The 13,674-nt window shown below is 40.4% G+C and carries 11 protein-coding genes and 1 riboswitch; of the genes, 1 reads left to right on the top strand and 10 read right to left on the bottom strand.

The genetic code is table 11. From position 1 onward, the window contains the following. Positions 1-6: 6 nt before the first annotated feature. The 10 genes from HA632_RS10475 to HA632_RS10430 form a co-directional block, all read right to left on the bottom strand. A complete protein-coding gene (locus HA632_RS10475) occupies positions 7-756 on the bottom strand; it encodes a head GIN domain-containing protein (protein WP_176307113.1) in 750 nt (249 codons plus the stop codon). Positions 757-767: 11 nt separating this feature from the next. Continuing rightward, entirely contained in the window at positions 768-1,856 is a 1,089-nt protein-coding gene (locus tag HA632_RS10470) for an acyloxyacyl hydrolase (protein ID WP_176307112.1), read from the bottom strand. Between the two features lie 208 nt (positions 1,857-2,064). Further along, positions 2,065-3,021 carry a methylenetetrahydrofolate reductase [NAD(P)H] gene (gene metF, locus HA632_RS10465; RefSeq protein ID WP_176307111.1) on the bottom strand — a complete coding sequence of 319 codons (957 nt, stop codon included), beginning with the start codon at positions 3,019-3,021 and terminating at the stop codon, positions 2,065-2,067. Between the two features lie 73 nt (positions 3,022-3,094). After that, the gene (gene metH, locus HA632_RS10460) at positions 3,095-5,806 is read right to left on the bottom strand and encodes a methionine synthase (RefSeq protein WP_176307110.1); all 2,712 of its coding nucleotides are present in this window, start codon (positions 5,804-5,806) and stop codon (positions 3,095-3,097) included. After that, on the bottom strand, positions 5,803-6,165 hold the full coding sequence (locus tag HA632_RS10455; protein WP_176307109.1) for a four helix bundle protein: 363 nt from the start codon (positions 6,163-6,165) through the stop codon (positions 5,803-5,805). The genes metH and HA632_RS10455 overlap by 4 nt, the downstream gene beginning before the upstream one ends. Positions 6,166-6,200: 35 nt before the next feature. After that, the gene (locus tag HA632_RS10450) at positions 6,201-7,190 is read right to left on the bottom strand and encodes a homocysteine S-methyltransferase family protein (protein ID WP_176307108.1); all 990 of its coding nucleotides are present in this window, start codon (positions 7,188-7,190) and stop codon (positions 6,201-6,203) included. A 245-nt stretch (positions 7,191-7,435) separates the two neighbouring features. Then, a riboswitch (SAM riboswitch) is annotated at positions 7,436-7,540 on the bottom strand. 155 nt (positions 7,541-7,695) lie between these two features. Continuing rightward, positions 7,696-8,796, bottom strand: coding sequence for an aspartate kinase (locus HA632_RS10445; protein ID WP_176307107.1), 1,101 nt, complete (start codon positions 8,794-8,796; stop codon positions 7,696-7,698). Then, complete coding sequence (locus HA632_RS10440) at positions 8,783-9,784, bottom strand: alpha/beta fold hydrolase (protein WP_176307106.1); 1,002 nt, start codon at positions 9,782-9,784, stop codon at positions 8,783-8,785. The genes HA632_RS10445 and HA632_RS10440 overlap by 14 nt, the downstream gene beginning before the upstream one ends. Positions 9,785-9,927: 143 nt before the next feature. Next, on the bottom strand, positions 9,928-10,386 hold the full coding sequence (locus tag HA632_RS10435) for an OsmC family protein (protein WP_176307105.1): 459 nt from the start codon (positions 10,384-10,386) through the stop codon (positions 9,928-9,930). A gap of 1 nt (position 10,387) precedes the next feature. Then, on the bottom strand, positions 10,388-11,680 hold the full coding sequence (locus HA632_RS10430; RefSeq protein ID WP_176307104.1) for an O-acetylhomoserine aminocarboxypropyltransferase/cysteine synthase family protein: 1,293 nt from the start codon (positions 11,678-11,680) through the stop codon (positions 10,388-10,390). Positions 11,681-12,396: 716 nt separating this feature from the next. Here HA632_RS10430 and metK point away from each other — a divergent pair. Continuing rightward, on the top strand, positions 12,397-13,647 hold the full coding sequence (metK, locus tag HA632_RS10425) for a methionine adenosyltransferase (RefSeq protein WP_176307103.1): 1,251 nt from the start codon (positions 12,397-12,399) through the stop codon (positions 13,645-13,647). Positions 13,648-13,674 lie beyond the last annotated feature (27 nt).

Genomic DNA, 13,674 nt, shown 5'->3' with positions numbered 1-13,674 from the left:
CGCAACTTAAGGATAAATCACATTGCCCTGGTACAATTCGGCCACATTTACAATAGGCGGAACATTTTTTAAGATAATGTTTCCGGTGCTGTTCATCGTGCCAATAATACTTTGAATCGGTCTTACCGTCATATCATTGGAACCACGGTGAAACACTTTGATGTTTTGTGCCGTTAGATTCTCGGCTTCGATTCTTCCATCTCCAAAATAGAAATTAAACTCGGCTAAATTGGTTTGTCCCGAAAGATAAAACCGCGATACATTATTATTGGCGATATACAAATAATTGTTATTCACTGTCAAGTTAAAATCGCCAGTTCCGGCACCGCTTTCGCCATCTCCGTCCTTATCCATGGCTATAAAAGTGATGTTCGGAAAAGTCAAAACGCCATTAGAACTAATATCCCTATCTGTTTTTGAATACACTTCTTCTAAGGTTGGTGTAGTGACCAAAATCTTAGTCGTACCATAAGCGCGAACCCAATTGCAACTGCTGTCATCTTTAAAAATCAGTTGGTCACCGTTTTGAATAACCTGAACATTATTGATAAAATTTTCTCCGGCGACAATTTCTACTTTGTGCTCCAAACCTTGGGTAATCACAACTTCAATACCGCGATAGACTTTGATTTTTTTGAAAGCTTGCACTTCCACTTCTTTGGTAATGATGGCACCCGTACTTTCTACACAATCACTTGGTTTTTCGCAAGCGTTCAGCATCCAAAACAACACTATTAATAAGGAAAACTTTTTCATGATTTTACTTTTTATAATCGGTAACCAAGACCAAACTCCAAAGCTTCTGCCAAGAACAAATGCGTTTTGATGGTAAATCCGCCAAAGATTTTCTTGGTGAAATAATATTTAATTCCGACCCTATCATAAATCGGAATGTCTTTTTTAAACGGTTGGTAGGCATAATAACCTACCTGGGCTTCGAGCGAAATTCGGTTGATGAGCAACTCGTGCCCAATAAAAATTCCGACTCTCTTATAATCCGTATCGGGATCGATATTGTCTTCCGGATAAGCGACCGAATAATATTTGATATACTCCTGAATAGAATTGGTCAAAAACAATTCGGCACCCAACTGCAAAGCCGATTTTCGGTTCAAACGTTTATCGGCATAAAAACCAATATGGTAAAAAGGAAATTGACCGCTGTTGATAATGGGATTTTCGTTAATTCCGGTGCGGACCACAAAATTATAATGAATCGGTTCTTTATAGCTTTTCTGGGCGGATGTAGTATCGACTTCGCGTTTCAAATCATCGGCAAAATTATAACTTACCCCAAGATTCAGCACATAAGTATTAATGCCGCTATTAGGCGATTTTACCCTTCCATTAGAATAATGCGTGAATAAAAGTCCGGCTTGAAACCCTATGTTTTTAAACAAATTTTGATGGTCATAAGCCAAACCAATATTGGTATTGCCCATAAACTTACTCCCAAAAGCCTTGTTTCTGCTGTTGGCTACTTTGTCATAAGGATTAGTCGTATAAGCAATCCCTTGGGACAATTTGAGCTGCAAGTGTCTTTTCAAAAAGTAAAAATTGTACAATGCGCCCACGGCGTAATTTTGTCCTAAAGCCTGACTTTTAAAGTCCTGATACAAAAAATAACCGCCATAATCCGGGTAATTGTAAGCGCGATGCCATTCTTTGGAACCATCTGTTCTATTGACCAAAGACAACATAAAACCTTTCGGATGACCGTTGACCAAGTGGTACATGTCTTCTGTATGTGGTAAAATATTTCCCCTTAAAACAGCCGCTTCAATGGCAAAAGGATTGGCATTTTGAGCAAAACCCGAAAAGGCAAACAATAATAAAAGCAGGTAAATTTTCTTCATCCTAAAATTTAAAACGCACAAATATAATGGATTTGATATTAAGAGGAGAATGTCCAGTGGACATTCGGTATTTTTAAATTTAGGAGCGAACCTGCCTGCCGGCAGGCAGGTGGTTCGGGCATTTTTGTTGTCCCTATTCCCGCTGTCCATGCTACAAGGTAGCCATTCCCATCGGGGCTAGTCAGGATTGGTCTTTTGCAAAATCAGTTTAAAAAACCTGTTTCGCAATCGCCTTAATATTCTCCGCTTTTCCCATTGAATAGTAATGTAACACCGGAATTCCGGCCGCTACCAATTCCTTACTTTGCGCCACACACCACTCAATACCAATTTGCTTTACGGCATCATTGTCTTTGGCTTTTACAACTGCCATGATTAAATCGTCGGGCAACTCCAAACTGAATCGGTGCGGGATTAGGTTCAATTGCTTCTTAGTCGCAATCGGTTTTAATCCGGGGATAATCGGCACTGTAATGCCAGCTGCTCTGCATTTGTCTACAAAATCGAAGAATTTTTTATTGTCAAAAAACATTTGTGTGATGATGTATTCCGCACCGTTTTTAATTTTCTGTTTTAAGAAATGAATATCACTGTCCAAACTTGGTGCTTCCATGTGTTTTTCGGGATAACCGGCTACACCTATACAGAAATTCGTCTTGGCAGAATTTTTTAAATCTTCATCCAAATAAATACCATTGTTCAAATTGCTGATTTGTGTCACCAATTCGGTCGCATAAGCATTGCCTTCTTTCTCTGGATGGAAATAGGTTTCCGTTTTCAAAGCATCGCCGCGAAGTGCCACAACATTGTCAATTCCGAGGAAATCCAAGTCAATCAACAAGTTTTCGGTATCTTCTTTGGTAAAACCGCCGCACAATATATGCGGAATCGCATCCACATTGTATTTGTTCTGAATTCCGGCACAAATCCCTACCGTTCCCGGACGTTTTTTGACAACTTTCTTTTGCAGCAAACCGCTGGGCAATTCTTTGTATTCATATTCTTCTCGATGGTAAGTCACATCAATAAACGGCGGATTGAATTCCATCAACGGGTCAATGCTGTCAAAAATCGATTGGATATTTTGCCCTTTCAGTGGCGGTAAAATCTCGAAAGAGAATAACGGTTTCCCGTTGGCGTTTTCGATATGTTGGGTTACTTTCATTTCTGTTGTCTGGTATCTGTTGTCTGTTATAGGTTTTCAATTTTAACTGAGAACCGAGAACGGACAACGGTTCTTAATCTGCTATATTTGGACTTAACCACTTAGTGGCTTGTTCCGTTGAAATTCCTCTTCTTTTCGCGTAATCTATGACTTGGTCTTCTTTGATTTTTCCTAATCCGAAATACTTACTTTTCGGGTTCGCAAAATAATAGCCCGAAACCGAAGAAGCCGGCCACATCGCCATGCTTTCGGTCAGCTTTACGCCTATTTCCTGTTCTACGTTTAAAAGTTTCCAAATCGTTGGTTTCTCCAAATGATCCGGACACGCAGGATAACCCGGTGCCGGACGTATGCCTTTGTATTCTTCGTCAATCAAATCCTGATTCGTTAAACTTTCATCCGAAGCATAACCCCAAATTTCTTTGCGCACTTTTAAGTGTAAATATTCTGCAAAAGCTTCAGCTAACCTATCGCCTAAGGCTTTGACTAAAATCGAGTTGTAATCGTCTAATTGTTTTTCGAACTCGGCTGCTTTTTCATCTACACCAAATCCGGTCGTTACACAAAAACAACCGATATAATCTTGTTTTCCGCTGTCTTTGGGCGCTACGAAATCGGCTAAGGCTATGTTGGGTGCGCCGACGGTTTTTTGGGATTGTTGTCTTAAAGTTAAAAAAGTTGTCGGTTGTCGGTTGTCGGTTGTCGGTTGTACCAAAATGTCATCATCGTTAATAGTATTCGCAGGGAATATTCCGAGAATTCCTTTGGCGGTTAACCACTTTTCGGAAACGATTTGGTTTAGCATTTTTTGAGCATCGGCAAATAAAGCAGTGGCTTGTTCACCCACTACTTCATCCGTTAAAATTGCCGGGTATTTCCCGAACAATTCCCATGAACTGAAAAATGGTGTCCAGTCGATAAAATCAACCAGTTCTGACAATTCAACTTCAATGGTTTTGGTTCCGATAAAATTGGGTTTTACCGGACTAAAATTACTCCAATCCAATTGTAATTTGTTTTTACGCGCAGCTTCAATCGAATGGTAATTTTTGTCTCTGCTTCGATTTAAATAGCCTTCACGAAGTTGGTCATACTCTGCCCGAACGGTTTTAGCGTATTCTACTTTGGTTTCTGCTTGCAACAAATTGCTTGCCACCGTTACGGCACGCGACGCATCGTTTACATGGACAACCGTTTCTTTATATTCGGGCGCAATTTTCACCGCGGTATGCGCTCTTGAAGTCGTAGCGCCGCCAATCATTACCGGAATTTTGATGTTGAGTTTGTCCATTTCCTTGGCCAAATACACCATTTCGTCTAACGATGGCGTAATCAATCCGCTTAAACCAATGATATCTACATTCTCTCGAACGGCAGCTTCAATGATTTTTTCGGGTGGTACCATGACACCCAAATCGATAATTTCAAAGTTGTTACAACCCAAAACTACCGCTACTATATTTTTCCCAATGTCATGTACATCTCCTTTAACCGTTGCCATTAAGACTTTTCCGGCTGAGGAAGATTTTCCGTCTTTCGAAGCTTCTATATAAGGCAACAAATAGGCTACGGCTTTCTTCATCACACGCGCTGATTTGACTACTTGCGGCAAGAACATCTTACCGCTTCCGAACAAATCGCCTACGACATTCATTCCGGCCATCAAATTGACTTCGATGACTTCAATCGGTTTTCCGGCTAATTGACGGGCTTCTTCGACATCTATTTCTATAAATTCGTCAATTCCTTTGACTAGCGAATGGGTTAATCTTTCTTGCACCGAACCGTTTCGCCATTCCTGAACCGCTTTTTCATTGGCTTTGAAATCGCCTTTAAAACTTTCAGCTAGATCCAACAATCTCTCAGTGGCGTCTTCTCTTCGGTTGAGTAACACATCTTCTACATGTTCCAACAAAATGGGGTCGATTTCATCGTAAATCTCGAGCATTTCCGGATTTACAATGCCCATCGTCATGCCGTTTTTAATCGCGTGGTATAAGAACGCCGAATGCATTGCTTCGCGCACTTTGTCATTCCCACGAAACGAAAACGAAACGTTACTCACACCACCGGAAACGCCGGCATAAGGCAAGTTTTCACGTATCCATTTGGTCGCTCGGAAGAAGTCTAATGCGTTTAATTTGTGCTCTTCCATACCCGTTGCCACCGGGAAAATATTCGGGTCAAAGATGATATCTTCTGCCGGGAAATGCACTTCATTCACTAAAATATCATACGAACGTTTACAGATTTCGATACGCCTTTCATAAGTATCGGCCTGACCATCTTCGTCGAAAGCCATTACGATTACTGCTGCGCCGTATCTTTTGATCAATTTGGCATGATGGATAAAAGCGGCTGCACCTTCTTTTAGGGAAATAGAGTTTACAACACCTTTTCCTTGCACGACTTTCAAACCGGCTTCGATGATTTCCCATTTGGAACTATCAATCATTACCGGAACTCGGGCGATATCGGGTTCGGCAGCGATTAGGTTTAGGAATTTGGTCATGGCGTAAACTCCATCGAGCATTCCTTCGTCCATGTTGATGTCGATGATTTGCGCACCGCCTTCCACTTGGTTTCGGGCGATATCGAGGGCTTCTTCGTACTTTTCTTCTTTGATTAATCGAAGGAATTTACGCGAACCGGTTACGTTGGTGCGTTCGCCTACGTTGATGAAATTACTTTCAGGCGTGACGATTAGCGGTTCTAATCCGGATAATTTTAAATATTTAGTTGTCGGTTGTCGGTTGTCGGTTGTCGGCAAATCTACTGTGCTCATGATAATTTTCGATAATAATTGATAAAACCGTTTAACAATCGCTTGCAAACTTGAATACTGTTATGAATACTTTGAAATTGTTCCTTGGTCATGTACTGCTGATCTAAAGCAACATAACATTGTGTTTCCAATTCGTATAAAGAACCTCTTGAAATGTGTAAAAAATTGATTGTATCTTTAGCTGTCTGTCTACCACAACCCTCAGCAATATTGGAAGTAACAGAAACTACTGCTCGTCTGATTTGATTGGTCAAACCAAACTGTTCCTCTTTTGGAAATGATGTTGTCAATTCGTAAACTTGATTGGTGAGTTTCCTACTTTCCTGCCAAACTTCCAAATCTGTATATTCTTTATTCATAAATTTATTGTTCTTTATTTTACAACCGACAACCATCAACCGACAACCGACAACTTTCTAGGTTGAAATTCTTTAGCTACCTCGGCGATGGCTTTGATGTGTTCCGGTGTTGTGCCGCAACAACCGCCAATGATGTTTACTAAATTGTCTTGCAAATATTCTTTTATTAAGGCTTGCATTTCCGTTGGTGTTTGGTCGTATTGCCCAAAAGCATTAGGCAAACCGGCATTGGGATGTGCGGAAATGTTTAAAGTCGTATTGTGTGCCAATCTTTTTAAATAAGGTTTCAATTGGTCGGCACCTAAAGCGCAATTGAATCCAACACTTAGCAAATCGATGTGCTGTATCGAAATCAAAAATGCTTCTACGGTTTGTCCGGAAAGTGTTCTTCCTGACGCATCGGTAATCGTTCCTGAAACCATTACGGGAATATCGAGATTGCGTTCTTCTTTTACTTCTTCGATGGTGAATAAAGCGGCTTTGGCGTTAAGTGTATCAAAAATAGTTTCTACCAATAAAACATCACAACCACCATCAATTAAGGCTTCCACTTGTTGTTTGTAGGCGATGCGTAAATCGTCAAATGTTACGGCGCGAAATCCCGGGTCGTTTACATCCGGTGACATACTTGCCGTTCTGTTTGTTGGTCCGATAGAACCGGCAACGAAACGCGGCTTGTCGTTGAATTCGTCAGCAACTTCTCGGGCGATTTTGGCGGATTGATAGTTGAGTTCGTAAACCAAATCTTCTAAGTGGTAATCGGCCATTCCGATGGTCGTACCTGAGAAAGTGTTGGTTTCCACGATATCGGCACCGGCTTGAAAATAAAGGCGATGAACCTGTTTTACGGCTTCGGGTTGGGTGATGGAAAGCAAATCGTTGTTGCCCTTCAGCGGATGTGGAAAATCTTTGAAACGCTCGCCACGGAAATCTTCTTCGGAGAAGTTGTTGCGTTGCAACATGGTTCCCATGGCGCCGTCTAGGACGAGGATTCTTTCTTTGATGGCGTCTTGAATTTTTGACATAGTATTTTGAGTTGTCGGTTGTTGGTTGTCGGTTGTCGGTTAGACTACTGACTCCAAAAAATCAATACATTTTACTTTTTAGCCCCGATTGTAGTGGAAATCCTCGAAGAGATTGCAACGCAAAGCGGGAATATGGACTGCAAAAAATGCGCAAGCCATTCGCTCCAGATTCTTCCTAGCGTCAGAATGACAATTTGGAATCTGTATTATATATTAAGTTATCGTGAAAGTGAGAAGAATTCTCGGGGTTATCTGCTCCCAATAAATTGAGATAGAATGTAGCACCTTCTTTTGGCAAAGGGTTGCTAAGCTTTCAACGGGTCTATTCCCTCCAGCTTTCGTGATAACGAACAATAAGTTTATGAACGGTGCAAAGTAAGGACACAGAATTCACATTTGCAAGGGTTTTAAAAAAATAAAAACCTACAACGTTGTAGTGCTGTAGGTTTTTGGGCTTGCCTGCCGGCAGGTAGGTTGAATGGTTGATTAGTTAATTTTTAGTCGGTTATAACCAAACCGCTTCTTTAATTTTAATTTTCTCGGCGACTTTGAGAATATCAGTCAAAACGCCACGAGCCGTAACTTGTTTTCCGGCTCCGGCGCCTTGAATGACGATTGGGATTTCGCCATACGATTGGGTATAAATTTCAATCAGATTATCGGCGCCTTTGAGTTGGCCTAGAGCAGAACTTTTGGGAACTGAAATCAGTTTGACTTCCAATTGCTTAGTCTTGACATCCAATTCGCCTACATAGCGCAAGGCATGGTTATCGGCCTGAGTAATTTTGGCGATTTGAAAGGGCTTGTCAAACAACTGTTTGTTAACTGCGTATTCCGATTTAGGGCTTTTTTCATTTAAATTAGGGAGCAAAAGGGATTCGATTTTGATATCGGAAAACTCAAATTCTTGTTCGACTTCACGAGCGAGAATCAACAATTTTCTGGCCACATCGTGACCTGATAAGTCATCTCGAGAATCGGGTTCGGTGTAACCATTCTTCTCTGCATCGAGTAAGATTTTGGAAAACGGTAGTTCTTCGGAAGAAAATCGGTTGAAGATATAACTCAACGAACCCGAGAATACCCCACGGATTTTAGTGATTTCTTCGCCTGAAAAGTGTAAATCGTTTATCGTTTGAACGACCGGCAAACCGGCACCGACATTGGTTTCGTATAAAAAGGTTTTGTCGTATTTTTTGAGATTTCTTCTCAGTTCTTTGTAGAAATCGGTGTGTAACGTATTGGCTTTTTTATTGGCTGCCACAATGTTGAAACCGTTTTGGATTAGCGGAATGTAATTTTTGATGATGTCTTGACTGGCTGTTGCATCCACGGCAATCAGGTTTTCTAATTGTTGTTCTTGAACATATTCGATGATGTCTTCAATTCGGAACGGAATGGCGGATTGGGCGAAATTGGCTTCCCATTGGTTTTTGAGACCGTCTTTTTCGAAGAAGGCCAAAGTAGAATTGGTGATGATGGGAAATCTCAGGTCGATGTTTCTTTTTTCGAGGAAGAATTTTTGACTTTCAATCACTTGGTTTATTAAAGTGCTACCGACATTGCCGATACCAAAAAGGACTATATTGATTCTAAGCGCTGACATATGTTTGTTGTTTTTGTTGGTTAAAAATAGGCCCTAAAATTTGGGCTAATTGTTCGAATTCGATTAAAAAAGCGTCGTGTCCGTGGATGGATTTTATTTCATGATAGAATGTATTTTCTTTGATTGGTTTTAAGCTTTCAACCGTTTCACGGTTTTCGTCCGGGATGAAAAAGTAATCGGTATCTACTGCAACAACGTGAATGTTAGCTTGAATTTCTTTGGCTACAGCCAAAAAATCATTTCTTTCTCGAGTGATATCATTGGTTTTGAGCAAATGGTTCATCAATTTGTAAGCCGATAACCGAAAGCGGTTTTTGAGTTTTACGCCGTGATTGGCCAGCCAATTCTCAATTTGAAAAACAGAAGAATCATTGAATTTAGTTCTTTGAAAACGTTGGTTTATGGATTGAGGTGTTCGGTACAATAACATGGCGTGCAATCTCGCGTCGGCAATCGGATCATCAGAATTGTTCAGCACTTGGTCTTGGATTAAGACATTGGCGATGACCCAATCCGTGGCTTTCCAATCGGTGGCTATCGGGATTAAATTTTGAACTGTATTCGGTTTCAATACTGCCATTTCCCAGGCTACTGCGCCACCTAAACTTCCGCCGATTATGGCGAAAACTTGTTCTACTTTCAGGAAATCTAAACCTTCCCAAAAAATGCGTGCGATGTCACGAATGGTAAAATCTTTATAATTTGAAATCAAATTGCCAAAATTGTCATCATAACCATTTCCGGGAATATTGAAAGCAATCACTGTGAAATAATGGGTATCGATAATTTTCCCATCACCAATCAAATCATTCCACCAGCCGTTTTCTCCGGTGACATTGGAGTTTCCTGTCAAAGCGTGATTGACTACCACGACAGGCGCTGACCCAATGGGCTGGCCAAAAGTTTGATAAAACAATGGAATATAAGGGCGATGTTTTCCGTTTTTCAAACTAAAATTGAACAAATCTATTTTTTCCAACTTTTTCATATTATTTTTTTAATTTTTTTAAAAGACTGCCTTCAAACTCAACTTTGAAGACAGTCTTAACAAACAAACAAAACCACCCGAGGCGCTGCCGAATTGTATGGAGCGCAGCGGAATAAAACCAATGGTTTTTCTTTTTTAAGTCTCTAAGCGGCTTCCGTAGTTAGAAACTCTTTGAATAATACTACCGACACCGGGGTCGGACGGAGTAAGTTGTCCTGAATGGGACAACGGTTTTCCACTTCGATTAACCAGTCTTTCAATTGTTCCAAGGTCGCGTCGGAAGTAGGTCTAACCGTTACTTCTATGGTTTTAAATCCGGCTCTTTCATCGCTAATCTTTCCCTGGTATTTGTCTAAACTTAGGGTTCCCGAGATTTCTACCTGAAGTGATTTTAAAACGATGCCTTGTTCTTTGGCTACCAATTTTCCGACGGCGTTGATGCAACCGGCATAACCAGCCAAGACATACTCTAGCGGACTTGGCCCTTCCAATTCAGGAAATTGCTCGTTCTTACTGATTCTGACATCAAAGTTTTGTGCTTTGACAACAAACTGATTGCTTTCTTTGGCATAGCCAACTATGTTTACGGTTTTGGTGCTCATGTTATACGGTTTGTGGGGTTTTAATTTTTACAAAGGCTTCTTTCAAATCGGCTTTCAAATCGGCGATGTTTTCTAAACCAACGGACAAACGGATTAAGTCTTTGGTTACTCCGGTGGCTTCTTGCTCTGCGTCGGACAATTGCTGATGCGTTGTACTCGCCGGATGGATAATTAGTGATTTGGTATCTCCAATGTTAGCTAGTAACGAGAATAATTTGGTCTCATCAGCTACTTTCTTGGCTGCTTCAAATCCGCCTTTTAAACCGAAAGTTACGATGCCGCTTTTGCCTTCCGGTAAATATTCATCGGCTAGAGTTTTGTATTTAGAAGTTTCCAATCCCGGATAATTTACCCATGCTACTACTTCCTGTGCTTGCAACCATTGGGCTAAAGCCAAAGCATTTTCGCTATGTTTTTTAATTCTGATTTCCAAAGTTTCCAATCCTTGAATCGTTTGGAACGCGTTGAACGGACTTAAAGCTGCCCCAAAATCACGCAATCCTTCGATTCTTACTTTAGCAATAAATGACGCTGCGCCCAATGCTTCGTAATATTTCAAACCGTGGTAACCGGCAGACGGTTCGGTGAATTCAGGGAATTTTCCGTTGCTCCAATCAAAGTTTCCGGCATCGATGATTACACCGCCAAGTGACGTTCCGTTTCCGGTGATGTATTTGGTTAAGGAGTGAATGACTATGTCGGCACCATATTGAATTGGGTTCAACAAATAAGGCGTAGCCACTGTATTGTCGACGATGAAAGGCACTTTAAATGCTTTGGCTGCTGCCGAAATCGCTTTCAAATCGAGTACGTCTAATTTTGGGTTACCCAAACTTTCAGCGAAAAACGCTCTGGTATTTTCTTGGGCGGCTTTGGTAAAGTTTTCTGGGTTTGACGGATCTACAAAAGTCGTTGTGATGCCCAATCTTGGCAAGGTTACGCTCAACAAATTGTAAGTTCCGCCGTAAAGGCTGTTAGAAGCTACGATGTGGTCACCGGCTTTTAGTAAAACCAATAAACTGGTGGCGATAGCAGAAGTTCCAGAAGCGGTAACTACTGCTCCGATGCCGCCTTCGAGTGCGGCTAAGCGTTGTTCTAAAATGTCATTGGTTGGATTGTTCAAACGGGTGTAGATGAATCCGGCTTCGGCCAGGCCAAATAAATTAGCGGCATGGTCAGAATTGTTGAATACATACGAAGTTGTTTGGTAGATTGGAACGGCTCTGGTTCCTGCGTTTTTAGTAACGTCGTGTCCGGCGTGCAAGGCATTGGTTGCGAATTTTTGTGTGCTCATTTTTTCTGATTTTTAGATTATTAGATTTTTGGAATAAAAAAAGTCCTTTTGGATGGCTTACCAAAAGGACTTCTAGAGTATAAATATAAACTTCGATTACGTCTTTCGCTTTTGGTAACAGGATATGCCAATACAACAACACATCATCATGTGCATCATACGGTCCATCATCATATTTTTTGCTGTTACTTTCATTGTTTTTACTTCTTTTTGTTTTGGATTGACCCTTCGACTACACTCAGGGTGACAATTTGTTCTAAATAAAAAAACCCCTGCGGTTAGCAGAGGTTTGATTGAATATATTTTAAAAAAATTTAAAATTATGCAATAGCGTCCTCTGCGGAATTTTTCCACATCATGCGACACATATGACAAATTGTAAATTTCATTTTTCCAGTTGTTATTTGATGAGACAAACTTCTGAATGTTTTTTCAATCCACCAAACAAAATCTGAAAATTTAACATTTGAAGTGGGTGTATATATATTTAAATACTACGTATTTAGAATTTTGGAAGTATCATAAAAAAAACAAAAAAAGCAAAATAGTTTTTTGTATTCTAAATAGTCTTTATACATTTGCAACCGAAAAATGAGAGGAAAAATTTGAACTGATTGCAACCTCGTTAAAAAATGCTAAAGCAGAAACTCTCCTTTAGCTTTCGTGGCAATCTCCTCTTTTTTCACTAAAAATTAATATTAAACTAAAATATAGTTATGGCTTATTTATTTACGTCGGAGTCGGTTAGTGAAGGGCATCCGGACAAGGTGGCAGATCAAATTAGTGACGCGTTAATCGACAACTTTTTAGCCTTTGATGCTGAGTCAAAAGTAGCTTGTGAAACATTGGTTACTACTGGTCAGGTGATTTTGGCGGGTGAGGTAAAATCAAATACTTATCTTGACGTGCAATCAATTGCAAGAGAAGTAATCAGAAAAATTGGTTACACGAAGAGCGAATACATGTTTGAAGCCAACTCTTGTGGTGTTTTATCAGCCATTCACGAGCAATCTGCCGATATCAATCAAGGTGTTGACAGAGCCAGCAAAGAAGAACAAGGTGCCGGTGATCAAGGAATGATGTTTGGTTACGCGACTAACGAAACCGAAAATTACATGCCATTGGCTTTGGATTTGTCTCATGCTTTGTTAATCGAGTTGGCTAACTTGAGAAGAGAAAACAACGAAATTACATACTTGCGCCCTGATGCTAAATCACAAGTGACTTTGGAGTATTCTGATGATAACAAACCGGTTAGAATTGACGCCATTGTAATCTCAACCCAACACGATGATTTTGCAGATGAAGCTACGATGTTGGCCAAAATTAAAAGCGACTTGATTTCGATTTTGATTCCGAGAATCAAAGCAAAATATCCACAATATGCTCATTTGTTCAATGACAATATTACTTACCACATCAACCCTACCGGGAAGTTCGTTATTGGCGGACCACACGGAGATACCGGTTTGACCGGAAGAAAAATCATCGTAGATACTTATGGTGGAAAAGGAGCTCACGGTGGTGGTGCATTCTCCGGAAAAGATCCTTCAAAAGTAGACCGTTCAGCGGCTTATGCAACGCGTCATATTGCTAAAAACTTGGTGGCTGCCGGATTGTGTGATGAGATATTGGTACAAGTTTCTTATGCAATTGGAGTGGCTAAACCAACGTCGATTAATGTGAATACTTATGGCACTGCCAAAGTAAACTTGACCGATGGTGAAATCAGCAAAGTAGTAGAAGGCATATTTGATATGAGACCTTACTTTATTGAGCAACGTTTGAAATTGAGAAATCCAATTTACAGTGAAACTGCAGCTTACGGACACATGGGAAGAAAGCCGGAAACTGTTACTAAAACTTTCAAAACACCAAATGGTGACAGCAAAACCGTAACCGTTGAGTTGTTCACTTGGGAGAAATTAGATTTCGTAGACAAAGTAAAATCGGCTTTCGGATTGTAATTTTCGAAACCAATAGAAGATAAAAAA

The organism is Flavobacterium sp. J49 (genome assembly GCF_011742145.1).
Classification (GTDB): domain Bacteria; phylum Bacteroidota; class Bacteroidia; order Flavobacteriales; family Flavobacteriaceae; genus Flavobacterium.
Note: the sequence above shows the minus strand (reverse complement) of the source record. Positions and strands in the feature narration are given on the sequence as shown.

Bases quoted from the DNA above. Each gene is read 5' to 3' on its own strand.
- HA632_RS10475 (WP_176307113.1), bottom strand. From the start codon at position 756: ATGAAAAAGTTTTCCTTATTAATAGTGTTGTTTTGGATGCTGAACGCT.
- HA632_RS10470 (WP_176307112.1), bottom strand. From the start codon at position 1,856: ATGAAGAAAATTTACCTGCTTTTATTATTGTTTGCCTTTTCGGGTTTT.
- metF (WP_176307111.1), bottom strand. From the start codon at position 3,021: ATGAAAGTAACCCAACATATCGAAAACGCCAACGGGAAACCGTTATTC.
- metH (WP_176307110.1), bottom strand. From the start codon at position 5,806: ATGAGCACAGTAGATTTGCCGACAACCGACAACCGACAACCGACAACT.
- HA632_RS10455 (WP_176307109.1), bottom strand. From the start codon at position 6,165: ATGAATAAAGAATATACAGATTTGGAAGTTTGGCAGGAAAGTAGGAAA.
- HA632_RS10450 (WP_176307108.1), bottom strand. From the start codon at position 7,190: ATGTCAAAAATTCAAGACGCCATCAAAGAAAGAATCCTCGTCCTAGAC.
- HA632_RS10445 (WP_176307107.1), bottom strand. From the start codon at position 8,796: ATGTCAGCGCTTAGAATCAATATAGTCCTTTTTGGTATCGGCAATGTC.
- HA632_RS10440 (WP_176307106.1), bottom strand. From the start codon at position 9,784: ATGAAAAAGTTGGAAAAAATAGATTTGTTCAATTTTAGTTTGAAAAAC.
- HA632_RS10435 (WP_176307105.1), bottom strand. From the start codon at position 10,386: ATGAGCACCAAAACCGTAAACATAGTTGGCTATGCCAAAGAAAGCAAT.
- HA632_RS10430 (WP_176307104.1), bottom strand. From the start codon at position 11,680: ATGAGCACACAAAAATTCGCAACCAATGCCTTGCACGCCGGACACGAC.
- metK (WP_176307103.1), top strand. From the start codon at position 12,397: ATGGCTTATTTATTTACGTCGGAGTCGGTTAGTGAAGGGCATCCGGAC.